The organism is Enterobacter sp. BIDMC93 (genome assembly GCF_001037805.1).
GTDB classification, from domain to species: Bacteria; Pseudomonadota; Gammaproteobacteria; order Enterobacterales; family Enterobacteriaceae; genus Enterobacter; species Enterobacter hormaechei_C.
Map to the genome: position 1 here is coordinate 2,471,145 of NZ_KQ089962.1, position 22,599 is coordinate 2,493,743.

The 22,599-nt window shown below is 56.5% G+C and carries 21 protein-coding genes; 12 read left to right on the forward strand and 9 right to left on the reverse strand.

Annotation, left to right across the window (positions count from 1 at the left end; genetic code table 11):
- The first annotated feature begins 52 nt into the window (after positions 1-52).
- From SK58_RS11630 to comJ, 3 genes are read left to right on the forward strand one after another with little or no spacing between them, the layout of a single operon-like run.
- The gene (locus SK58_RS11630) at positions 53-493 is read left to right on the forward strand and encodes a DcrB-related protein (RefSeq protein ID WP_017384279.1); all 441 of its coding nucleotides are present in this window, start codon (positions 53-55) and stop codon (positions 491-493) included.
- Between the two features lie 3 nt (positions 494-496).
- The gene (locus SK58_RS11635; protein ID WP_075262145.1) at positions 497-4,840 is read left to right on the forward strand and encodes an RHS repeat-associated core domain-containing protein; all 4,344 of its coding nucleotides are present in this window, start codon (positions 497-499) and stop codon (positions 4,838-4,840) included.
- The gene (gene comJ / locus SK58_RS11640) at positions 4,840-5,322 is read left to right on the forward strand and encodes a competence protein ComJ (RefSeq protein WP_048219912.1); all 483 of its coding nucleotides are present in this window, start codon (positions 4,840-4,842) and stop codon (positions 5,320-5,322) included. Before SK58_RS11635 ends, comJ begins: the two co-directional genes overlap by 1 nt.
- A 71-nt stretch (positions 5,323-5,393) precedes the next feature.
- Here comJ and ychF read toward each other — a convergent pair whose 3' ends face one another.
- Positions 5,394-6,488, reverse strand: a complete 1,095-nt coding sequence (ychF, locus tag SK58_RS11645) for a redox-regulated ATPase YchF (protein ID WP_048219914.1) — start codon at positions 6,486-6,488, stop codon at positions 5,394-5,396.
- 126 nt (positions 6,489-6,614) lie between these two features.
- Entirely contained in the window at positions 6,615-7,199 is a 585-nt protein-coding gene (gene pth, locus SK58_RS11650) for an aminoacyl-tRNA hydrolase (RefSeq protein ID WP_048219915.1), read from the reverse strand.
- Between the two features lie 274 nt (positions 7,200-7,473).
- Here pth and ychH point away from each other — a divergent pair, with 274 nt between their 5' ends.
- Positions 7,474-7,749, forward strand: coding sequence for a stress-induced protein YchH (ychH, locus tag SK58_RS11655; protein ID WP_003856655.1), 276 nt, complete (start codon positions 7,474-7,476; stop codon positions 7,747-7,749).
- A 75-nt stretch (positions 7,750-7,824) separates the two neighbouring features.
- Here ychH and dauA read toward each other — a convergent pair whose 3' ends face one another.
- The 4 genes from dauA to lolB form a co-directional block, all read right to left on the reverse strand.
- A complete protein-coding gene (gene dauA, locus SK58_RS11660) occupies positions 7,825-9,504 on the reverse strand; it encodes a C4-dicarboxylic acid transporter DauA (RefSeq protein WP_048219916.1) in 1,680 nt (559 codons plus the stop codon).
- Between the two features lie 124 nt (positions 9,505-9,628).
- Positions 9,629-10,576 carry a ribose-phosphate diphosphokinase gene (prs, locus tag SK58_RS11665; RefSeq protein WP_003856663.1) on the reverse strand — a complete coding sequence of 316 codons (948 nt, stop codon included), beginning with the start codon at positions 10,574-10,576 and terminating at the stop codon, positions 9,629-9,631.
- Positions 10,577-10,701: 125 nt separating this feature from the next.
- Positions 10,702-11,571, reverse strand: a complete 870-nt coding sequence (gene ispE / locus SK58_RS11670; RefSeq protein ID WP_048219918.1) for a 4-(cytidine 5'-diphospho)-2-C-methyl-D-erythritol kinase — start codon at positions 11,569-11,571, stop codon at positions 10,702-10,704.
- A complete protein-coding gene (lolB, locus tag SK58_RS11675) occupies positions 11,568-12,179 on the reverse strand; it encodes a lipoprotein insertase outer membrane protein LolB (RefSeq protein ID WP_003856665.1) in 612 nt (203 codons plus the stop codon). Before lolB ends, ispE begins: the two co-directional genes overlap by 4 nt.
- Before the next feature lie 201 nt (positions 12,180-12,380).
- Here lolB and hemA point away from each other — a divergent pair, with 201 nt between their 5' ends.
- The 6 genes from hemA to kdsA are packed head-to-tail and all read left to right on the forward strand — an operon-like array spanning position 12,381 to position 17,684.
- Complete coding sequence (gene hemA, locus SK58_RS11680; protein WP_003856666.1) at positions 12,381-13,637, forward strand: glutamyl-tRNA reductase; 1,257 nt, start codon at positions 12,381-12,383, stop codon at positions 13,635-13,637.
- Between the two features lie 41 nt (positions 13,638-13,678).
- Positions 13,679-14,761 carry a peptide chain release factor 1 gene (prfA, locus tag SK58_RS11685; RefSeq protein WP_003856667.1) on the forward strand — a complete coding sequence of 361 codons (1,083 nt, stop codon included), beginning with the start codon at positions 13,679-13,681 and terminating at the stop codon, positions 14,759-14,761.
- Positions 14,761-15,591, forward strand: a complete 831-nt coding sequence (gene prmC / locus SK58_RS11690) for a peptide chain release factor N(5)-glutamine methyltransferase (RefSeq protein ID WP_023303859.1) — start codon at positions 14,761-14,763, stop codon at positions 15,589-15,591. The genes prfA and prmC overlap by 1 nt, the downstream gene beginning before the upstream one ends.
- Complete coding sequence (sirB2, locus tag SK58_RS11695) at positions 15,588-15,980, forward strand: invasion regulator SirB2 (RefSeq protein WP_023296762.1); 393 nt, start codon at positions 15,588-15,590, stop codon at positions 15,978-15,980. Before prmC ends, sirB2 begins: the two co-directional genes overlap by 4 nt.
- Positions 15,981-15,983: 3 nt before the next feature.
- Entirely contained in the window at positions 15,984-16,793 is an 810-nt protein-coding gene (sirB1, locus tag SK58_RS11700; RefSeq protein ID WP_006810913.1) for an invasion regulator SirB1, read from the forward strand.
- 36 nt (positions 16,794-16,829) lie between these two features.
- Positions 16,830-17,684, forward strand: a complete 855-nt coding sequence (gene kdsA / locus SK58_RS11705) for a 3-deoxy-8-phosphooctulonate synthase (protein ID WP_003856671.1) — start codon at positions 16,830-16,832, stop codon at positions 17,682-17,684.
- Positions 17,685-17,790: 106 nt separating this feature from the next.
- Here kdsA and chaA read toward each other — a convergent pair whose 3' ends face one another.
- Positions 17,791-18,891 carry a sodium-potassium/proton antiporter ChaA gene (gene chaA, locus SK58_RS11710; protein ID WP_045338141.1) on the reverse strand — a complete coding sequence of 367 codons (1,101 nt, stop codon included), beginning with the start codon at positions 18,889-18,891 and terminating at the stop codon, positions 17,791-17,793.
- A gap of 268 nt (positions 18,892-19,159) precedes the next feature.
- Between chaA and chaB the strand changes: the two genes are divergently transcribed.
- Entirely contained in the window at positions 19,160-19,390 is a 231-nt protein-coding gene (chaB, locus tag SK58_RS11715) for a putative cation transport regulator ChaB (RefSeq protein ID WP_003856674.1), read from the forward strand.
- 177 nt (positions 19,391-19,567) lie between these two features.
- Complete coding sequence (locus SK58_RS11720; RefSeq protein WP_017384255.1) at positions 19,568-20,263, forward strand: gamma-glutamylcyclotransferase; 696 nt, start codon at positions 19,568-19,570, stop codon at positions 20,261-20,263.
- Positions 20,264-20,293: 30 nt separating this feature from the next.
- On the opposite strand, the gene SK58_RS11725 is transcribed toward SK58_RS11720, so the two are convergent.
- On the reverse strand, positions 20,294-20,533 hold the full coding sequence (locus SK58_RS11725; protein WP_015570352.1) for a hypothetical protein: 240 nt from the start codon (positions 20,531-20,533) through the stop codon (positions 20,294-20,296).
- A 194-nt stretch (positions 20,534-20,727) separates the two neighbouring features.
- Complete coding sequence (locus tag SK58_RS11730; RefSeq protein ID WP_048219920.1) at positions 20,728-22,512, reverse strand: methyl-accepting chemotaxis protein; 1,785 nt, start codon at positions 22,510-22,512, stop codon at positions 20,728-20,730.
- Between the last annotated feature and the right edge of the window lie 87 nt (positions 22,513-22,599).

Sequence of the window (22,599 nt, forward strand, 5' to 3'; positions counted from 1 at the left end):
TGTCCGTGGCGGCACGTAAAACCCTTTAGCAATTTTAGACGCGAGTTCACCGATGAAATACACCCTCCAGGAAGGTTCCTTTACCCTTTTTCCTGCCGCCTGGCAGGACAACAGCATGAACATCATTCGCGATGACGAAAGCGGGCTGTCCGTGGTGGTCAGCCGCGGCGTTATCCCGGATGGCAGCGACTACGAACAAGAGTTTCACCGCCAGTGGGACGTGCTGCGTCCTCAGATGGGTGAGATCGCCCAGAGCGAATTTCAGCACGTAAAAGCCGGGTCTGCCGGCAACATTGATGGGGTAGAAGTTGAGACCACCTTTGACCGTAACGGCCAGCGCCTGTGGCAAAAACAGCTGGCCGTGCAGACGCCAGGCAAACCGGTACTGATGATTTTTACCCTCTCGGCCTTAAAAGCCTTTACGGAAGAGGACGAGGCGCGCTGGAGCGCACTGAAGCAGAGTCTGACGCTAAACGACAACCGGAATGTGTAAGGCATGAGCGATAACAACGCGGCCCGTAAGGGCGACGAGATTATTCACTCCAGCATTTTTGCTGATATTACCAGCATTGTGGCGGAAGGCGCTGCCTATGCGGTGATTGGCGCGGCGGTGGGCGCGGCAGCGACCGTGGCGGCCCCACTGCTGGGAGCCGGGGCAGCAGCAGCAGGCGTGGCGGCAATTGGCTCCAGCTGTCTGTTGAGCGGCATTATTGGTGGGGTTCTGGCGAACGTCGCCGGGATCACCGACGATATCAGCAACGCCGCTGAAGGGCTGGGTAACGCGCTTTTCCCGCCGTCGCCCGCGGGCAAAATCACCACCGGTTCGAGCAATGTTCTGACAAATAAACTTCCCGCTGCGCGCGCCGCCGGGACGTTAACGCCTGCCGATACCCCGTCCCCTGAGCCGCAGTCGCCGGGCAGCTTTGCCGACTACGCGGGCATGCTGCTCTCCGCTGCCGGACAGTTCGGCAGCGAGATGTGGCAGCCGAGCGTCGCCTCTGCCGCCGCAGGGACCTCGCCGCTGGAAGAAGACAAGGTGGCGTGTGATAAACACTCCGGGCCGCAGTATCTGGCGGAAGGCTCGAAAAGCGTCTTCATCAACGGACAGCCTGCGGTGCGCGCAAAAGATCGCACCACCTGCGAGGGCACCGTTTCCGACGACGTCTCCCCGAACGTGATCATAGGCGGCGACACGCTCACGGTCCGCGATATCAAAAGCGGTAAAACGCCGGGTCTGGCGCTGGGGATGATTGCGCTCTCCCTGCTGCGCGGGCGGCCAGGCAAGATCCTGAAAAACATGCCCTGCGCGCTGGCTGCTGCCGGTGGCGGGATGCTGGCGGATATGGCCGTCAACGCCGTGTTCGGCTCCTCGCACCCGGTTCACGCCGCTACCGGCGTGAAGGTGCTGAATGACGACGACGAACTCGATTTCTCGCTGCCAGGGCGCTTTCCGCTGCGCTGGCAGCGCAGCTACAACAGCCTGACCACCCGCGAAGGGCTTTTCGGTCTGGGCTGGGCTACCACCTTTGACAGCTATCTGGCGCTGGAAGAAAACAACGCCACCTGGTTCGATGAAACCGGGCGCGAGCTGAGCTTTGAACTGCCGCCGGTCGACCGCGCGTTTTACAGCATCAGCGAAGGCATCATTATCCGCCGCAATGAGAGCGGCGACGTGGCGATAGCTGACGATGACGGCGCGGTGTGGCGTCTGTATAAACCGACCCGCGCTAACCCCTCCATCCTGCGCCTGGCCTCCCTCAGCGACGAGTACGGCAACGCGTTGCTGACGGAATGGGATGAGCACGGGCGGCTGGTCGGTCTGCACGATGAGCCGCGAGCGATCGATGTCACCCTGCGCTATGACGATGAACGTTTCCCGCAGCGCGTTACCGCTGCCAGCCATTTTGACGGCAACCAGACATGGCCGCTGATGCAGTGGGGGTACGACGCGCGCGGCCAGCTGGCCAGCGCAACGGATGCCTCCGGCGTGGTAACCCGTGAATACCGTTATAACGATGATGGCCTGATGGTCTGGCACCGTCTGCCGGGCGGGCTGGAGAGCGAATACCGCTGGCAAAAATTCGACCACTGGCGCGTGGTGGAAAATCGCACCAGCACCGGCGACGGCTGTCGCTTTACCTACGATTTAGCCGCCGGGCTGACGACCGTCGATCACTACGACGGTCAGACGCGAAAGCATTACTGGAACGCGCAAAACCTGATTGTTCGCTACGTTGACGAGCGCGGTGAGAACTGGCGCTACGAGTGGGATGACAACGAACTCCTCACGCGTCGCATCGATCCGCTGGGTAATGCCGTTACCTTCGTCTATGACGAGATGGGCAACCGGGTGCAGGAGATCGACGCCGACGGCAATACCCGCACCACCACCTGGCTGGAGCACCGTGCGCTTCCGGCGTCCATCATCGAAGCCGACGGTAGCGCCACCCGGTTCCTGTATGACGAACATCACGGGCTGAAACGCGTGGTGGATCCGATGGGGCAGACCACGCTGCTGCGTCGGGACGAGTTTGGTCAGGTTGTGGAAGAAGTTGATGCCGCCGGGAACAGCCGCTACCAGGAGTACAACGAAGCCGGGCAGATGGTGCGTGCGACGGACTGTTCTGGCCGCGTGACACAATACCGTTATCATCCGCTGGGCTGGCTGGTGGCTGAGATAAGCGCCGACGGCGAAGAGACGCGTTACCGCTACGACGCCGCGGGGCGTCCGGTGCAGCTCGACCGATCAGAAGGCTGGACCGAGTCGCTCAAATGGAACGAACGTGGTCTGCCGGTGAAGCATGCGGGCGCCGACGGGAAAGAGAGCGAGTTCAGATACGACGAGGCAGGGCGCTTAACCGCCACCCGCAATACGCAGGGTGAAGAGGTGCGCCGCCGCTGGGACAGCCGCGGACGGCTGGTCGCCATGGAAAACGAAAACGGCGAAGCGTATCAGTTCCGCTGGGGCGCAGACTCGCTGCTGCTGGAAGAGGTGGGACTCGATGGCGTGGCCTCGCAGTATCGCTACGATGCCTGCGGACGTACGATAGCGCACACCTTTGCCGCCGGACATCCGGAGGCCATCACCCACGCTTTCGCCTGGAGCGCGAGCGGCCAGCTGGTCGCCCGCACCACGCCGGAGGGGCAGACCCGCTACCACTACACCCCGTCCGGCCTTCTGAGCCGGATTGGGCTGCATCCCGCGCTTTCAGAAGATGCCTGGAGCTCCGAGGCCGAGCAGGAGCTTGTGTTTGAGTATGACTCGCTCGGGCGCGTCACGCGCGAAACGGGCGAACACGGGGAGCTGGCGTGGGAGTATGACGCGCTGGGTAACCGCACCTCCGTCACGCTGCCCGATGGTCGGGAGCTGAAACAGTTCTACTACGGTAGCGGGCATCTGCTCAGCATTGCCCTTGATAAGCTGTCGGTCACCGACTTTACCCGCGACGAACTCCACCGTGAAACCAGCCGTACGCAGGGGCTGCTGACCACCCGCAGCGAATACGACCGCCTTGGCCGACTGCATCGCCGGGACGTCTTTACCGGCAATGCCCAGCGCCCGTCGCCGCGCCGCTGGTCCCGCCGCTGGGATTACGACTATCGCAATAACCTGGTGCGGGAAGAGCGGGACGATAACCCGTTCAGCTGGTACCGCTGGCAGTACGACAGCGCCGGACGTCTGCTGGTTCAGGACGGCACGCTGCCCGGCCAGGAGCAGTGGCGCTGGGATGCTGCCGGTAACCCGCTCGAAGGCTCTGCTGAGAAGGTCACGCACAACCGTCTGACGCACCTCAACGGCATTCGCTGGCGCTATGACATCCACGGCCGCACCGTGGAGAAGGATAACGGCCAGACCCGCTGGAACTACCGCTACGACGGCGAGCACCGCCTGACGGAGGTCATCAGCCAGCCGCGGGACCGCAACAGGCCGCAGACGCAGGTCAGCTTCCGCTATGACCCGCTCGGGCGACGCATCAGCAAAACGCGCCGCCAGATGCTGGGCGGCCAGCCAACCGGCAAGCCGGTCACCACCCGGTTTGTCTGGGAAGGGTTCCGGCTGTTGCAGGAGGTGCACGGGGATGTGCCGCTGACCTACGTCTACAGCGATCAGGACAGCTACGATCCGCTGGCACGTATTGACGGCGTTGATGCCCCGGAAATCTTCTGGTTCCACTGCCAGCCCAACGGCACGCCGGAGCGGATGACGGATATCGAAGGGCAGGTGCGCTGGGAAGGCGTGAACAGCGCCTGGGGCAAACTGCTGCGGGAAAGCGAGACGAAGGTATCAGGATATTCTCAGAACCTGCGCATGCAGGGGCAATACCTGGACCGTGAGACAGGGCTGCACTACAATCTGTTCCGGTATTACGACCCGGACTGCGGACGATTTACGCAGCAGGACCCGATAGGGCTGGCGGGGGGGATAAACTTATATAAATATACTGTTAACCCTCTTACCTGGATAGATCCACTGGGATTAGCTGGTTGCACTTTAACAAAATCGAAGTCAAAAAATTACGAATACGTTTTGAAATTGAAACGCTCTGAATATCCAGCAACGTTTGGTCACATATCAGATGCGATCGATTTAGGACATGCAAAGGTTGTAACAATCCAACGAGGCACTGCAAAAGCTAACAGGAAAACGAGTCTTAAAAATATCAAAACTAAGCCAGGATACGATCGTGATGAATGGCCTATGGCGATGTTTAAAGAAGGCGGTGATGGTGCTAGTGTAAGATATATAGATCCTAGCGATAACCGTGGTGCGGGTTCAAGCATTGGTAATGTTTTATCAGAACTGCCAGATGGTACAAGAATAAAAGTCGAGGTAATATAATGAGTGATAAAAACACACAAAAAGTTGACCTACTGATTTCACATAGTCAAATATTGCTACGATCACGAGACTATGATGAAAAACTGAGTCAGTGGGGTAAAGGTAATGTATCTCAAGGCGCTGTGATTCATAAAGATTATGTTATTTTTGATCCTTTACCAGAGGACGCATTTGGAGCAAACGTAAATATCAAAATAGAGAATGCTTTTAATTTAGATGAAAATGCTCAACGCTGCATTGTAGTACCATTTTTTATTACAGATAAAAATAAGCTTCAGGTGGCTTCTGCGACAGAGAAATTTGACATAAACATAAATGTAACCAACAAAACGTATTCGCTCTATTATGAGATTTGTGAAGGGGATGAAATTTATTACAATTTCACTCTTGTGCCGGAAAAAGACACTGTCACAGCTAAGTTTTTATTAGACGACCCTTGGGGCGGAAAAAAAGATAATCCACTCAAAGAAGGTGTTTTTTAACGTTAATAATAACTAAATAAGAACGAAAAAAAATCCACGCCAAAGCGTGGATTTTTTTCATTCAAAACAAATCAAACGTTAAACAAGAAGTTCATCACGTCGCCATCTTTAACGATGTAATCTTTCCCTTCCGCACGCATCTTGCCTGCTTCTTTCGCGCCTTGCTCACCCTTGTAAGTGATGAAGTCTTCAAACGCGATAGTCTGCGCACGAATAAAGCCTTTCTCGAAGTCGGTGTGGATTTTACCGGCCGCCTGAGGCGCAGTCGCACCTACAGGGATGGTCCACGCACGCACTTCTTTCACCCCAGCGGTGAAGTAGGTTTGCAGGTTCAGCAGCTCATAGCCCGCGCGGATCACGCGGTTCAGGCCCGGCTCTTCCAGACCCAGCTCGGCCATGAACTCTTCACGGTCGGCGTCGTCCAGCTCAGCGATGTCGGATTCAACGGCAGCGCAAACCGCCACAACTACAGAACCTTCAGCCGCAGCGATTTCACGCACTTTGTCGAGGTACGGGTTGTTCTCGAAACCGTCTTCGTTGACGTTGGCGATGTACATGGTTGGCTTCAGGGTCAGGAAGCTCAGGTATTTGATCGCCGCTTTGTCTTCGTCAGTCAGGTTTTTCAGCGCGCGCAGCATGCCCGCGTTTTCCAGCTGTGGCAGACATTTTTCCAGCGCAGCCAGTTCCGTTTTCGCGTCCTTGTCGCCGCCTTTGGCTTTCTTCTGCACGCGGTGAATGGCGCGCTCGCAGGTGTCAAGGTCAGAGAGGGCCAGCTCGGTGTTGATGACGTCGATGTCGTCAGCCGGATCCACTTTGTTGTTAACGTGGATAATGTTGTCGTTCTCGAAGCAGCGCACAACGTGGCCGATCGCTTCGGTTTCACGGATGTTGGTCAGGAACTGGTTGCCCAGGCCTTCACCTTTGGATGCGCCTTTTACCAGGCCCGCGATGTCCACGAACTCCATGGTGGTTGGCAGAATGCGCTGTGGCTTCACGATTTCCGCGAGCTGGTCCAGACGCGGATCGGGCATAGGAACAACACCGGTGTTCGGCTCGATGGTACAGAACGGGAAGTTCGCCGCTTCAATACCTGCTTTGGTGAGCGCGTTGAACAGGGTGGATTTGCCAACGTTTGGCAGACCGACGATACCGCATTTGAATCCCATTTCTAAATCACCTTAATATCTTGATAATCAATCCGTTAACGATAACCGATTGAAGAAAAGTAAATAACTACGCCTATTATACACGTAACCCGCGCGACGCGCGGTAAAAAAGCCCCAGGGCGCCGTTTATTGCGCTTTGAAAGCGTGCAGTCGATTGGTGGCTTTCGTCAGGCCGTCCTGAAGCCAAATCTCGGTGCAGCGGGCCGCTTCGTCCACCGCTTCGTCAATCAACTTCTGCTCAGAAACCGGGGGTTTACCCAATACGAAACCAACAACTTTGTTTTTATCGCCCGGATGGCCGATTCCCACGCGCAAACGGTGGAAATTAGGGTTATTACCCAGTTTGCTGATGATGTCTTTCAGACCATTATGGCCGCCATGACCGCCGCCCAGTTTGAACTTCGCCACGCCTGGCGGCAGGTCCAGTTCGTCGTGGGCCACCAGGATCTCATCCGGATTGATGCGATAAAACGTTGCCATGGCCGCCACGGCTTTGCCGCTCAGGTTCATAAAGGTGGTTGGCACCAGCAACCGCACGTCAGCACCCGCAAGATTGATGCGTGAGGTATACCCGCAAAACTTGGGTTCTTCACGCAGGGGAGCGCGCAAACGCTCCGCCAGCAGATCAACATACCAGGCACCGGCGTTATGGCGGGTAGCGGCATACTCTGCGCCCGGATTGGCGAGGCCGACAATCAGTTTAATCGTCACGATTTACTTCCTAATGGGTTCCAGATCTGGCGCGTAGTTTACTGTCTGGCGCGCCGCTTGACAAAGTTCTGCCTGCTGTACACCGAAATGCGAATAATTTCCTCTTTGAACAATTAGAATTTCAAGCTGTTCAATGTCTTATTTGTAAATTTTTGTCCGGGAGTTATCAGTAAATGTGATCATTCACGCAACTCATATAAGAGGCGTTGTCTATACTTTACACACAAGGAGAAGGGGCTTTTCCCCTGACAACCCAAAGTTCCGGAGGTGACATATGAAACGCAAAAACGCTTCAATGCTCGGTAACGTGCTAATGGGGTTGGGACTGTTCGTGATGGTCGCCGGTGTCGGTTATTCAATCTTAAACCAATTACCGCAGCTTGACCTCCCACAATACTTTGCGCATGGCGCGGTGCTGAGTATCTTCCTTGGTGCGGTATTGTGGCTCGCCGGGGCGCGCGTGAGCGGACATGAGGAAGTCTGCGATAAATACTGGTGGGTGCGCCATTACGATAAACGATGCCGCCGCGACCAGCGCAAGCATAGCTAGTCTGTAGAAATAATGAACATAAAAAAACGACTCTCAAATGAGTCGTTTTTTTTATGTGTTGGCTTTTCGGAACGATTATAGATCTGCTAACGCAGCTTCACGGTTAGGGTAGAAGGACAATCGGCCAGGGATCCGCTGCACGCCCGCGCGCGCCATGGTGCGCAGGGGCTGGAATTCGAGGTTACTCACCCGCAGTTCACAGCCTTCCGGCAGGCGGGCGACAAAGCGCTGGAAGGCATCCAGACCGCCGGCATCCAGCACCGGGACGGCATCCCATTTCAGCACCACAATCCGTTTGCCCGCAATGCGGGATTCCAAATCGCTGAACAAACCTTCCGCTGCGGCGAAGAACAGCGGACCAATCACGCGCAGCACCAGCACATCGTCAGGCACCTCAACGTTAACCGGGGAGAGACGCGTCATCTGCGCGATGCGGCGCATAAACAGCAGCGAGGCCAGCACAATGCCGACGCTGATGGCGATAACCATATCGAACAGTACGGTCAACGACATGCAGATCAGCATCACGATAATGTCGTCTTTCGGCGCACGGCGCAGCAGGTTAACCACCTTATGCGCCTCACTCATGTTCCAGGCCACCATCAGCAGCAACGCAGCCATGGCAGAGAGTGGAAGCCATGAAAGCAGCGGGGCAAGGATCAGCAGCGCCATGATCACCAGCAGGGAGTGAATGACCGCCGAAACCGGTGATGTCGCGCCCGCACGTACGTTCGCGGCGGAACGGGCAATCGCAGCCGTAGCGGTAATACCGCCGAAGAACGGTGCAACGATGTTCCCTAAGCCCTGGCCGACCAGCTCGCTGTTGGCTTTGTGCTTAGTGCCGGTCATGCCGTCGAGCACGACGGCGCAGAGCAGGGATTCAATCGCTCCCAACATTGCCATGGAGAACGCGGCAGGCAGCAGAGCGCGAAGGGAATCCCAGCTTAGGGTGAAGCTTGAGCCCGGCATGTCCCACGGCAGAACCAGCTGCGGCAGCAGCTGCGGAATGCCGCTGCCCTGTGAGCCGTCCGCCAGAACATAGTGGAACTGGGAGCCAATGGTGGCGACCTGTCCACCGAGCAGGTTGACAACGCCCATCACCGCGCAGCCCAGCAGCAGAGCGGGCAGATGCCCCGGGAGACGAATGCCTAAGCGAGGCCAGACGATAAGTGTGCCGAGGGTAACGATGCCAATGGCTGCATCGCCCAGGTTGGCCGTCGGCAACGCCATAAACAGCGCGCCCACTTTCTGTAAATAGTGCTCCGGAACATGGGCCATTTGCAGGCCGAGGAAATCCTTAATCTGCATGGTCCCGATGGTAATCCCAATCCCCGAGGTGAACCCCAGCGTTACGGAAAGGGGAATATATTCAATCAGGCGACCAAAGCGGGCCAGACCAAACAGAATTAAAAAGATGCCGGACATTAGGGTGGCAACCAGCAGGCCTGCCAGACCAAACTGTTGGGAAACCGGGTAGAGGATCACCACAAAGGCGGCAGTCGGGCCGGAGACGCTGAAGCGGGACCCGCCCGTCAGCGCAATCACAATCCCCGCAACGGCCGAGGTGTACAGCCCGTACTGCGGCGCGACGCCGCTACCAATCGCCAGCGCCATCGCCAGCGGGATGGCAATAATCCCGACGGTGATCCCGGCTATCAGGTCACGAACAAAGCGTGACGATGTGTATTTCTCTTTCCAGCAGGCGTCGATGAGGGCGCGAAAGGGCAGAACATGTGAGGAGGTTACGTTTTTCACAATTATCTATCATCCGTGTGCGCATCATCTGTCATGTGAATGGCAGGTGAAGGAGGCATAAGTCATACAAATAAATACTATAAACAAAAAAACCCGCCGTAGCGGGTTTTTTGGCCGTGTTCGATCAGTGTTCGAACATTGCAGAGATCGATTCTTCGTTGCTGATACGACGAATCGCTTCGGCCAGCATCCCGGACAGAGTCAACGTACGCACGTTTGGCAGCGCTTTGATCTCGTCGCTCAGTGGAATGGTATCGCACACCACAACTTCGTCAATGACGGAGTTACGGAGGTTGTTTACCGCATTGCCGGAGAAGATCGGGTGAGTGGCGTAAGCGAATACGCGTTTCGCACCACGCTCTTTCAGCGCTTCAGCGGCTTTACACAGCGTACCGCCGGTATCGATCATGTCGTCCACCAACACGCAGTCGCGGCCAGCCACGTCACCGATGATGTGCATCACCTGAGAAACGTTAGCGCGCGGACGGCGTTTGTCGATGATCGCCATGTCGGTATCGTTCAGCAGCTTCGCGATAGCACGAGCACGTACCACGCCGCCGATGTCCGGAGAAACCACAATCGGGTTGTCCAGATTCAGTTGCAGCATGTCTTCCAGCAGGATTGGGCTGCCGAATACGTTATCAACCGGCACGTCGAAGAAGCCCTGGATCTGCTCTGCGTGCAGGTCAACCGTCAGTACGCGGTCAACGCCGACGCTGGACAGGAAGTCAGCGACAACTTTAGCGGTGATTGGCACACGCGCGGAACGGACGCGACGGTCCTGACGTGCATAGCCAAAGTAAGGAATAACAGCAGTGATACGGCCAGCAGAAGCACGACGCAGCGCGTCGACCATAACAACCAATTCCATCAGGTTGTCATTCGTTGGAGCACAGGTGGACTGGATGATGAAAATATCACCACCGCGTACATTTTCGTTAATTTGTACGCTGACTTCGCCGTCGCTAAAGCGACCTACAGCGGCGTCGCCGAGGGAAGTGTACAGGCGGTTGGCAATACGTTGTGCTAGTTCCGGGGTGGCGTTACCAGCAAAAAGCTTCATATCAGGCACGAGAAGAACCTCAGGCATGCGTCCAGTGGTGGATAGCGTTCGCCGCAAACTGCGGGGCCTAAGCAAACGCTATCCAGGCGGTGTATTAAAGAGCGCGATGCAACGTCTGGAACAGGGTGACGTTGTCACCGAAACTCAGTCTGCGCCAGAATGGCCTGCTGTAGGGGGGAGGTGTTCATCCCGCGTGCTACAAAACCATGCAGCCAAACCGGCGCTTGCTCAAGCACCTGACGGGCGGCGGTTTCGGTGTCAAATTCAGCAAAGACACAGGCCCCTGTACCGGTCAGGCGCGACGGCGCGTATTCTAACAGCCAGGAAAGCACCGCATCAACCTCGCGAAAACGTTTTCTTGCGATATCCTCGCAATCGTTGCTGAATTCACAATTTAATAACGTTTTTATTGACCGTGCCGGGGTATTTCTTTTCAGGTCAGGATCTTTAAAGATGACCGGGGTAGGAATGCTCACGCCGGGGTGAACGATCAGATACCATTTTTCCGGCGGATCGACCGGCGTGAGGATTTCACCGACACCTTCAGCGAACGCCGCGTGGCCGCGCACAAACACCGGTACATCGGCGCCCAGCGTCAACCCTAACGCTGCCAGTTCGTCCGTCGTCAGACCGCAGCCCCAGAGGTGGTTAAGCGCCACCAGTACAGTTGCGGCGTTTGATGAGCCGCCGCCAAGACCGCCGCCCATCGGCAGGCGTTTGTCGATACGGATATCCGCACCGCTTCCCGCCGGCAGACGACCCGACGTCGACGCTGTGTTCATCAGCAGGCGGGCAGCGCGCACGATCAGGTTATCGTCATGCGCCACGCCGTCGACCGGCGTCAGCAGGCAAATCTGCCCGTCCTGACGCGGTTCGATGGAGATGGTGTCGCCGTAATCGACAAACTGAAACAGCGTTTGCAGGGTGTGATAGCCGTCAGCGCGCTGCCCGGTAATGTAGAGAAACAGGTTCAGTTTTGCGGGAGAGGGCCAGTGGGTCATCATTTAACGATCCAGTTGTCCATTTTCAGCTTGATACGCTGGCTACCCTGCGTCAGCTCCATATTGGACGGCAGCGACGGTTGCGTCTTGCTGTCATACGCGCTGTACACCACTTTCCAGGTTTTACCGCCCTGGGTGTAGTTCACCTGGCTCAGACGGTATTGATCGTCGAGCGTATAGTCGGTTGCGTCACCCGGCAGGCCGAGGATCCACTGGCGCAGACTATTGAGCGGAATCGGCATCCCGGTCAGCTTGCCAATCATCTCTTCGGCGTCGGTTGCCGTGTAGTGCTGGCCTTTGTTATCGGTGATCTGCGCTTCGCCAGGCTTCGCGTTAAGCTCCAGCTCGGTGCTGCCCAGCGGGTTCAGCAGCAGCAGGCGATAGTTGTCCTGACCCGTTTGCTGCCAGAAGAAGCGAGCATAAACTTTTTGTTCGTCAGAGAGATAAGCAAATGCACCGCGGGTCTGGTACTGGCTTAATTTCAGCACGTCCTGCTGGTGCTGACGCCACTGCGGTGAGTCAGGGCTTTTGCCCGGGCCTTTCGGCTGATGAACGGAACAGGCGGTCAGAACCAGGGCCGCCAGAGGCAGCAGGCGAATCATTCGGGTCATAATGATGACAAATCCTTGAGATACGTTGCAGTTATAACTGTTAATGCTAGCGTTGAAGGGTGCCACCGTCTACGTTCAAATTATCTCAAAGCGTGGCGTAAGCTATTACTCCGAAAGGGGGCAGTCTCTTTTATTGATCTCGCGCATCCTGTATGATGCGTCCTGCTAACCTTATTAACGCTGGTACTACTCCCGCTCAACATGACCCTATTAGCACTCGGTATTAACCACAAAACGGCCCCGGTTTCACTGCGAGAACGCGTTACGTTTTCGCCGGATACGCTCGACCTGGCGCTGGACAGCCTGCTTGCACAGCCGATGGTGCAGGGTGGCGTGGTGCTGTCGACGTGCAACCGTACCGAGCTGTATTTGAGCGTAGAAGAGCAGGACAACCTGCACGAGGCGCTGATCCGCTGGCTGTGTGACTACCACAACCTCAACGAAGAAGAGCTGCGCAACAGCCTGTACTGGCATCAGGATAACGATGCGGTCAGCCATCTGATGCGCGTGGCCAGCGGTCTGGATTCGCTGGTGCTGGGCGAGCCGCAGATCCTCGGCCAGGTGAAAAAAGCTTTCGCGGATTCCCAGAAAGGACATCTGAAAGCCAGCGAACTGGAGCGAATGTTCCAGAAGTCATTCTCCGTGGCGAAGCGTGTGCGAACCGAAACCGACATTGGCGCCAGTGCGGTTTCGGTTGCTTTCGCGGCCTGTACCCTTGCCCGTCAAATTTTTGAATCCCTGTCGACCGTCACCGTACTGCTGGTGGGAGCGGGCGAAACCATCGAGCTGGTGGCGCGCCATCTTCGCGAACACAAGGTGAAGAAGATGATCATTGCCAACCGCACCCGCGAACGTGCGCAGGTGCTGGCGGACGAAGTGGGCGCTGAGGTGATTGCGCTGAGCGACATCGATGAACGTCTGAAAGAGGCGGACATTATTATCAGTTCTACCGCCAGCCCGCTGCCGATTATCGGGAAAGGGATGGTCGAGCGTGCGCTGAAATCCCGCCGCAATCAGCCGATGCTGCTGGTGGATATCGCCGTTCCGCGTGATGTCGAACCGGAAGTGGGCAAACTGGCGAACGCCTACCTGTACAGCGTGGATGACCTGCAAAGCATCATTTCGCACAACCTTGCCCAGCGTAAGGCGGCGGCTGTGCAGGCGGAAACCATCGTTGAACAGGAAACCAGCGAATTTATGGCCTGGCTGCGCGCGCAAAGCGTCAGCGAGACCATCCGCGAATACCGCGGTCAGGCGGAGCAGGTGCGTGATGACCTGACGGCCAAAGCGTTAGCGGCCCTTGAACAGGGCGGCGACGCGCAGGCGATTATGCAGGATCTGGCCTGGAAACTGACCAACCGCCTGATCCATGCCCCAACCAAATCTCTTCAGCAGGCTGCCCGTGACGGGGACGATGAACGCCTGACTATTCTGCGCAACAGCCTCGGGCTGGAATAGCGCCCTATACCCATTTTCTAAGACAAGGTGCATTTACGCCTATGAAGCCTTCTATCGTCGCTAAACTGGAAGCTCTGCACGAGCGCCATGAAGAAGTCCAGGCGCTGCTCGGTGATGCCGGGACCATTGCCGACCAGGAACGTTTTCGCGCGCTGTCGCGTGAATACGCGCAGTTAAGTGATGTTTCAAAATGCTTTACCGACTGGCGACAGGTCCAGGAAGATATCGAAACCGCGCAGATGATGCTCGACGATCCTGAGATGCGCGAGATGGCGCAGGAAGAGTTACAGGATGCGAAAGCGCGTTCAGAAGAGATGGAGCAGCAGCTTCAGGTGCTTCTGCTGCCGAAAGATCCGGATGATGAGCGTAACGCCTTTGTGGAAGTCCGCGCCGGTACCGGTGGCGACGAAGCGGCGCTGTTCGCCGGGGATCTGTTCCGTATGTACAGCCGGTATGCCGAATCCCGTCGCTGGCGCGTGGAGATCATGAGCGCCAACGAAGGCGAGCATGGCGGCTACAAAGAGGTTATCGCCAAGATCAGCGGCGACGGCGTGTACGGTCGACTGAAATTTGAATCCGGCGGTCACCGCGTGCAGCGCGTGCCTGCGACAGAATCTCAGGGACGCATTCATACGTCAGCCTGTACGGTGGCGGTGATGCCGGAGCTGCCGGAAGCGGAACTGCCGGATATCAACCCGGCAGATCTGCGCATCGACACCTTCCGCTCTTCAGGGGCAGGTGGTCAGCACGTTAACACCACCGACTCCGCTATCCGTATTACTCACCTGCCCACCGGGATTGTGGTTGAGTGTCAGGATGAACGTTCCCAGCACAAGAACAAAGCTAAAGCGTTATCCGTGCTGGGCGCCCGTATCCACGCGGCGGAAATGGCGAAACGCCAGCAGGCGGAAGCCTCTACCCGCCGTAACCTGCTGGGCAGCGGCGATCGTAGCGACCGTAACCGTACCTATAACTTCCCGCAGGGTCGCGTAACCGACCATCGCATCAACCTGACGCTCTACCGTCTGGATGAGGCGATGGAAGGCAAGCTCGATATGCTGATTGAGCCTATCGTGCAGGAATACCAGGCCGACCAGCTGGCGGCACTATCCGAGCAGGATTAATGGATTTTCAGCGCTGGTTACGCCATGCCGCCAGTGAGCTTTCTGCAAGTGAAAGCCCGAAGCGCGACGCCGAAATTCTGCTTGAGCATGTGACGGGTAAAGCCCGCACGTATCTTCTGGCTTTCGGCGAAACCGCTCTGACCGCTGAACAGCAATCGCAGCTGGAGGCGCTGCTTGCCCGCCGTAAAACCGGCGAGCCGGTGGCGCATCTGGTTGGCGAACGCGAGTTCTGGTCACTTCCGCTGTACGTTTCAGCGGCCACGCTGATCCCGCGCCCGGACACCGAGTGTCTGGTGGAGCAGGCGCTGGCGCGGTTACCGGCGCAGCCGTGTCAGATCCTCGATCTCGGTACTGGCACCGGCGCGATTGCGCTGGCGCTTGCCAGCGAGCGACCGGACTGCACCGTGACGGCGGTAGACGTGATGCCTGATGCGGTCGCCCTCGCGCGGCGCAACGTTGAACGGCTGGGGCTGAACAATGTTTCCGTTCTGCAAAGCAGCTGGTTTGCCGCGCTTGAAAGCCGCATGTTTGAAATGATTGTCAGCAATCCGCCCTACATCGACGAAGACGATCCGCATCTCGCGCAGGGCGACGTGCGTTTTGAACCTTTGACCGCGCTGGTCGCTGCGAATCAGGGACTTGCGGATCTCGATCACATTGTGACAACGTCACGACAACATTTGCTTCCCGGTGGCTGGCTGCTGGTGGAACATGGCTGGACGCAGGGAGAGGCGGTGCGAGCGCTGTTTACGCGTGCCGGATACGCTGCCGTGGAAACCTGCCGGGATTACGGCGGCAATGAACGTCTGACGCTGGGGCAGTGGTCATGAGCCTGTTTACGCTGCTGATCTCCGTTCACCTGATTTCCGTTGCCCTGACCATTGGCTTTTTCATTGCCCGCTACTGGTGGCGCTACAGCAACAATCCGCTGATTAACGCCCGCTGGGTACGCATCGCCCCGCACTGTATCGACACGGTGCTGTTCCTTTCCGGAGCCGGGTTAATGTGGAAAACCGGCTATCTGCCATTTACTGATAAAGGCGCATGGCTGACTGAAAAGCTGTTTGGCGTTATCATCTACATCGTTTTGGGTTTTATCGCGCTTGGGCGTCATCGTCCGCGCAGCCAGCAGACAGGGTTTATCGCCTTTTTGCTGGGTCTGGTGGTGCTGTACATCATCATTAAACTCGCCACCACAAGAATACCGTTACTGGGGTAAGTCATGAGGTCCTTAGCCGATTTCGAATTTAACAAAGTGCCGCTCTGCGATGGTATGATCCTGATTTCAGAGATGATCCGCGACGATTTTACGTCACAGTACGTTTACGCTGAACTGGAGAATCTGGTCAGCCTGGCGCGCGAAGAGATCAATCAGGCACGTCCGCAGGACTGGCAATTAGAGAAGCTGATTGAGCTTTTCTACGGCGAATGGGGTTTCTGCGACACGCGAGGCGTGTACCGCCTGTCTGACGCACTGTGGCTGGACCAGGTGTTGAAAAATCGTCAGGGCAGTGCCGTCGCGTTGGGCGCCATTTTACTGTGGGTTGCGCACGAGCTGGATATTCCACTGGTGCCGGTCATTTTCCCGACGCAGATGATTTTGCGGGCGGAGTGGCTGGACGGTGAGATGTGGTTAATCAATCCGTTTAACGGCGACACGCTGGATGAGCATACGCTGGACGTCTGGCTGAAAGGCAACATCAGCCCGATAGCTGAGCTGTTCAATGAAGATCTCGATGAAGCCGATAACGCCGAAGTGATCCGTAAGCTCCTGGATACGCTGAAGTCTGCGCTGATGGAAGAGCGTCAGATGGAGCTGGCTCTGCGCGCAAGCGAAGTGCTGTTGCAGTTCAATCCGGAAGATCCGTACGAAATCCGCGACCGCGGCCTGATTTATGCGCAGCTCGACTGCGAGCACGTGGCGCTGAATGATTTGAATTATTTCGTCGAGCAATGTCCGGAAGACCCGATCAGCGAGATGATCCGCGCGCAGATTAACGCGATCGCGCATAAACACATTACACTGCATTAATCTTAATTCCGATTCACACCTGAATAAGGCGATCCTATGAAACAAAAAGTGGTTAGCATTGGTGATATCAACGTGGCAAACGACCTGCCGTTCGTGCTGTTTGGCGGTATGAACGTTCTGGAATCCCGCGATCTCGCTATGCGCATCTGCGAACACTACGTGACCGTGACCCAAAAGCTGGGCATCCCGTACGTGTTTAAAGCCTCTTTTGACAAAGCCAACCGCTCCTCCATTCACTCCTACCGTGGCCCGGGCCTGGAAGAGGGGATGAAGATTTTCCAGGAGCTGAAACAGACGTTTGGCGTGAAAGTGATCACCGACGTGCACGAAGCGTCTCAGGCACAGCCCGTGGCTGATGTGGTAGACGTGATTCAGCTTCCGGCGTTCCTCGCTCGCCAGACTGACCTGGTAGAAGCGATGGCGAAAACCGGTGCCGTGATTAACGTGAAAAAACCGCAGTTCGTGAGCCCTGGCCAGATGGGTAACATCGTCGACAAGTTTATCGAAGGCGGTAACGACCAGGTGATCCTCTGCGACCGTGGTTCAAACTTCGGTTATGACAACCTGGTTGTAGATATGCTGGGCTTCAGCGTGATGAAGAACGTCTCTAACCAGTCCCCGGTGATTTTCGACGTGACCCACTCCCTGCAATGCCGCGACCCGTTTGGCGCCGCGTCTGGCGGGCGTCGTGCGCAGGTGACCGAACTGGCGCGCGCCGGTATGGCAACCGGCCTGGCGGGTCTGTTCATTGAAGCGCACCCGGATCCGGCTAACGCGAAATGCGACGGTCCATCCGCGCTGCCGCTGGATAAGCTGGAGCCGTTCCTGAAACAGATCAAAGCGATTGACGATCTGGTGAAGAGCTTCGACGAGCTTGATACCAGCAACTAATAAAAAAACCCGCTTCGGCGGGTTTTTCTTTGCCCGGCGGCGCTACGCTTGCGCGGGCCTACGGGTTTCGTAGGCCGGGTAAGCGCAGCGCCACCCGGCAAAAAAATTACGCAAATATTGTCATCAGATACGCAATAAACAGCGCCATATGCGCCGCGCCGTTCAGCACATTGGTGCGGCCGGTGGAGAAGGATATCTGGCACAGCAGCAAGGATGCCACCATCACAATCATCTCTGGCGCACCCAGCGCAAACTGCAATTCATTTCCCGTCATAAAGGCAATCAACGTCACCACCGGAACGGTAAGGGAGATGGTCGCCAGAACCGAGCCGAAGAACAGATTCATCGCCCGCTGCACCTGATTATTGAGCACCGCTTTCAGCGCTCCCAGGCCTTCTGGCGACAGGATCAACAGGGCCACCAGGAAACCGGTAAAGGCGACCGGCGCGTTCAGTTCAGTTAATAGCGCCTCCAGCGGGTTCGCATTCATCTTGGTGACCGCAATAACGGCAATCAGATGCACGATCAGCCAAACCGTATGCCACGCGCTGCTGTGCGCCGACGGCTTACCGTGATGCGGGTCATCGTCGTCGCCGTCGTCTTCATGCTCGTAAACAAACAGGCTCTGGTGCGTTTTGGTCTGGATCAGCAGGAACACGCCGTACATTGCCGCGGAAATCAGCGCCACCAGCAGCGCCTGACCGGTGGTGAAATTTGCACCCGGCAGCGCCATCGGGAACACCAGCACAATAATCGCCAGCGGGAACAGGGCGATCAGGTACTGTTTAATGCCAAAGAGGTTCATGTACTGGGTGGCAAATTTGCGACCACCTAATAAAAGTGAAAAACCGACCAGGCCGCCGGTAACAATCATAATGATGGAGTAGAGCGTATCGCGCATTAGCGTTGGCGCGGCGTCGCCGGTGGCCATTAATGCGGAAATTAAACTGACTTCAAGAATCACAACCGAAAGGCTTAAAATTAATGACCCATACGGCTCTCCAAGACGGTGGGCTAACACATCCGCATGGCGTACCACGCTAAATGCACTGGTTAAAATACCCACCAGAGCCAGAATATTGATCCCCACAACCACTGGCAATGACTGACTGCTTCCACAGAAGAGCAGCACAGCCAGTGCCAGAACCGGGAAAATGAGAGAGGTCTCCTTGTGGCGGGTTTTTACCGCCTCGTGTGTTGCTGTCATGTGTTTCTCCAACAATGCAGGTGCTTGTAATTATAGATAGATTTTAAAGGTATTAAATTAACAGAAATCTGTTAAATACCCTGTATTTTTTACTTAATTTTACCCTTTATTATAATTTTTATGTCTGAGGCTTATAATGCCTTATCTCTGTTAAATATTAGTTTAATAACAATGAATTGCATTTTTATATTGTTCATTTCTTTCTGTCGGGTGGCACCCTCGCGTATCGTCGTCCACACTTATCTTTTAGCCAAAAGAGAGGTTAACAATGCCATACAAATCGAAAAGCGAATTACCGGATAACGTGCAAAACGTATTGCCTGCCCACGCCCAGGATATCTACAAAGAAGCCTTTAACAGCGCCTGGGATCAGTACAAAGATAAAGAAGATCGCCGGGACGATGCCAGCCGTGAAGAGACCGCGCATAAGGTGGCCTGGGCCGCCGTGAAAAATGACTATGAGAAAGGGGACGATGATAAATGGCACAAAAAGAAATAGCCGCCAAATAACACGCTGCCTCCATTTTGACATTTCAGGCGGTTGACCTGCCGCTGTATTGCATCTGGCCCGCGAATTGCTTATCGTTGCTCAACTGCTGTTAAAATGAACAGCACAGAATGCCGGGAAGGCGAATTACAGATGTCGCAAGGAAGCATGCAGTGGCGGAGGTGGAATGTGTTAACGCGTGATTTCTTGATGAAGGCAGATTGTAAGACGGCATTTGGTGCTATTGAGGAATCGCTTCTGTGGTCGGCTGAACAACGTGCGGCGTCGCTTGCGGCAACGCTGGCCTGCCGCCCGGATGATGGCCCGGTCTGGATCTTTGGTTACGGCTCGCTGATGTGGAACCCGGCGCTCGAATTTGTTGAATCGGCAACCGGAACGCTGCCTGGCTGGCACCGCGCCTTCTGTTTGCGCCTGACCGCCGGACGCGGCAGCGCGTGTCAGCCTGGCCGCATGCTTGCACTAAAAGAAGGCGGGCGCACCACGGGCGTGGCATACCGGCTGCCGGATACCACGCTGGAAGATGAGCTGACGCTGCTGTGGAAGCGCGAGATGATCACGGGCTGCTATATGCCCAGCTGGTGCAAGCTGGAACTGGATGACGGGCGCACCGTCAACGCGCTGGTGTTCATTATGGATCCGCGCCACCCGCTGTATGAAGCCGATACCCGAACCCAGGTGATTGCCCCGCTGATTGCCGCCGCCAGCGGACCGCTGGGCACTAACGCCCAGTACCTTTTCTCGCTAGATCAGGAGCTGACGCGTCTCGGCATGCAGGACGACTGTCTGAGTGAGCTGGTGGTGAAGGTGAAAGCGCTGCTGGAAGGGAACCCGCTTAGCAATACGCTGCGGCCGGGTTTTGCCTGATAATACGCCCGGCTGACCGGGCGTTTACGGTTATGCCGCCACGTAACTTACGGAATGTTCGAGCGACTGGCTGTGGCTGTCGATCAGCACATCCCAGGTGCCGGTGTAAGGCACCGTCAGCCAGGCCTTATCGTCCTGAACGGTAAGGATATCTGCCTGCGATTGCTTCTGTCCTTTTGTACTCATCAGATGGATGCGGCAACGCTCTGAGCAACGCACCACTACCGTATCCCCGCCAAACAGTTTCAGACTCGTTTTAACTCGTGCCATTTTATACCCCGTCGTTTTTGCCCATCCCGAGCGTGATGTTGTTCACAATTTACTCATTGCATAACACCAAAGGGGCAGGGGTGGGATGCTGATTTCGATCAAAAAATGGCGCAACGATTAAACAAAAATGACAAAATCCCTGAAACCTTTCAGCGGACGCGCGTTTACCCTGCTTAACGCGCGCCCGGGAAAAATTATATGCGGAAATGGCCAGCGGTCTCAGCAAGGTCGCCCGCCTGGCTTTGCAGCGCGCTGGCCGCCGCAGCAGACTGTACAACAAGTTCGGCGTTCTGCTGCACCATGCGATCCAGGTGAGTCACCGCGTGGTTAATCTCATGGATCCCTTTCATCTGCTCGCGGGTGGCAATGGATATTTCACGCATAATGCCTGACACGCTCCCGACGCTGGCGCGGATCTCATCCATGCTGTCGCCCGCAAGGTGCACAAACCGGGAGCCGGTTGCAACGCTTTCGGTGGTGGAATCAATAAGGGATTTGATCTCCTTCGCCGCCTGAGCGCTGCGGCTGGCCAGGTTACGTACTTCCCCCGCAACGACCGCGAACCCACGGCCTTGCTCCCCGGCACGCGCCGCTTCCACCGAGGCGTTAAGCGCCAGGATATTGGTCTGGAAGGCGATGCCGTCAATGACGCTGGTGATATCGCCGATTTTCGCGGAAGCCAGTTCGATGGACTGCATGGTGCTGATGGCCTGAGCGACGACGTCGCCGCCGCGGGATGCGGCGGCAGAGGCCTTGCTCGCCTGTTCGTTCGCTTCTGCTGCCGACTCGTTTGACTGCGTAACGGAGGCCGTGATCTCTTCCACGGCGCTGGCGGTTTCGCGAAGGCTTGATGCCGCCTGCTCGGTACGCCCGGAAAGATCCTGATTACCTGCCGCAATCTCATGCGCGGCGTTTTTCACTGAGGCGCTGGCATCACGCAGCTGGACCATCACCACAGAAAGCTTATCGCTGAAGGCGTTAAACGCCTGCGCAATTTGCGCCACTTCATCGCCCCCCTTATCCGGCAGACGCTGCGACAGATCGTTAGTACCGTTGGCAATGCTGTTCATCGCGTCACGGATACCGGACAGCCGCTTAAGCAGGCGGGCAATCAGGAGGTGCATGAGGGCTCCGCTCAGCAGGGCGAGGATCGCCAGAGACAGTGCAGATGCTTTTAGCAATGACCGCATCCCGGCGGTGGCATCGCCGTTATCGAGCGCCACAACCAGCAGCCAGTGCGTCCCCGGTACGGCGGTGGCCAGGAACGTTTTTTCGCGTCCGTTAAACGTTCCGTCAACCAGGTTGCCGCTTTTCAGGGTGGCAAAATCGGTCCCTTTGATCGTCTCCGTAAAAGGCTTAAGCGTCAACGCAGGATCGCTGCCGGCAATAACGGTGCCGTTGCTGTCCAGAAGCAGTCCGCTGCTGGCCGGGGTCGGGTGAATACCGCGCACGTTAGCCACCACGCTGTCCATCGCCACATCGCCCGCCACCACCGCTTTCAGGGCGCCTTGATCTTTAACGGGTACCGCGAACGTCACCACCAGTTTCCCGGTGCCCGCGTCCACATAGGGTGCAGTCACTACCGGGCCATCAGCGCTGACGGCCTGCTGATACCACGGGCGAAGGGTGGGATCGTAATCAGCGGGTACCCCGGTTGGGTCAGAAAATTTAGCCGTTTTGCTGGCATAACCCACGTAGACGTTGGTGAATCCACCCGCCAGCGCAAGCTGTTTAAACACCGGAACCGGATCGTCGCTGAGCGCGACTGGCTGCGCCGAGGTGATGATGGTCATTTTGTTGTTCACCCAGTCGGCAATTGCCATGTTGTGGCTGGCGCTGGTGCTGGTCAGAATATCGCGCTGCGACTGCTGATTATCCTGGCGCGTGACCTGAAAGTTAATAATGGTATTAAGAAGAAGGGCGACGACCAGACAGCCTGTCGTCGCGGCAATGATGCGGGCGCGTATGGATCTGAACATAAGTGTAATACCTGCTGTGTTGTTTCCATGCCTATCGGCAACGGTGCAGGTAAACTTGATGCTGAAACCGCGTCCATAAGAAAATAA

Excerpts from the sequence above, each read along its gene's own strand:
- SK58_RS11630 (WP_017384279.1), top strand. The coding sequence starts at position 53 with ATGAAATACACCCTCCAGGAAGGTTCCTTTACCCTTTTTCCTGCCGCC.
- SK58_RS11635 (WP_075262145.1), top strand. The coding sequence starts at position 497 with ATGAGCGATAACAACGCGGCCCGTAAGGGCGACGAGATTATTCACTCC.
- comJ (WP_048219912.1), top strand. The coding sequence starts at position 4,840 with ATGAGTGATAAAAACACACAAAAAGTTGACCTACTGATTTCACATAGT.
- ychF (WP_048219914.1), bottom strand. The coding sequence starts at position 6,488 with ATGGGATTCAAATGCGGTATCGTCGGTCTGCCAAACGTTGGCAAATCC.
- ychH (WP_003856655.1), top strand. The coding sequence starts at position 7,474 with ATGAAACGCAAAAACGCTTCAATGCTCGGTAACGTGCTAATGGGGTTG.
- ispE (WP_048219918.1), bottom strand. The coding sequence starts at position 11,571 with ATGATGACCCACTGGCCCTCTCCCGCAAAACTGAACCTGTTTCTCTAC.
- lolB (WP_003856665.1), bottom strand. The coding sequence starts at position 12,179 with ATGACCCGAATGATTCGCCTGCTGCCTCTGGCGGCCCTGGTTCTGACC.
- hemA (WP_003856666.1), top strand. The coding sequence starts at position 12,381 with ATGACCCTATTAGCACTCGGTATTAACCACAAAACGGCCCCGGTTTCA.
- prfA (WP_003856667.1), top strand. The coding sequence starts at position 13,679 with ATGAAGCCTTCTATCGTCGCTAAACTGGAAGCTCTGCACGAGCGCCAT.
- prmC (WP_023303859.1), top strand. The coding sequence starts at position 14,761 with ATGGATTTTCAGCGCTGGTTACGCCATGCCGCCAGTGAGCTTTCTGCA.
- sirB2 (WP_023296762.1), top strand. The coding sequence starts at position 15,588 with ATGAGCCTGTTTACGCTGCTGATCTCCGTTCACCTGATTTCCGTTGCC.
- sirB1 (WP_006810913.1), top strand. The coding sequence starts at position 15,984 with ATGAGGTCCTTAGCCGATTTCGAATTTAACAAAGTGCCGCTCTGCGAT.
- kdsA (WP_003856671.1), top strand. The coding sequence starts at position 16,830 with ATGAAACAAAAAGTGGTTAGCATTGGTGATATCAACGTGGCAAACGAC.
- chaA (WP_045338141.1), bottom strand. The coding sequence starts at position 18,891 with ATGACAGCAACACACGAGGCGGTAAAAACCCGCCACAAGGAGACCTCT.
- chaB (WP_003856674.1), top strand. The coding sequence starts at position 19,160 with ATGCCATACAAATCGAAAAGCGAATTACCGGATAACGTGCAAAACGTA.
- SK58_RS11725 (WP_015570352.1), bottom strand. The coding sequence starts at position 20,533 with ATGGCACGAGTTAAAACGAGTCTGAAACTGTTTGGCGGGGATACGGTA.
- SK58_RS11730 (WP_048219920.1), bottom strand. The coding sequence starts at position 22,512 with ATGTTCAGATCCATACGCGCCCGCATCATTGCCGCGACGACAGGCTGT.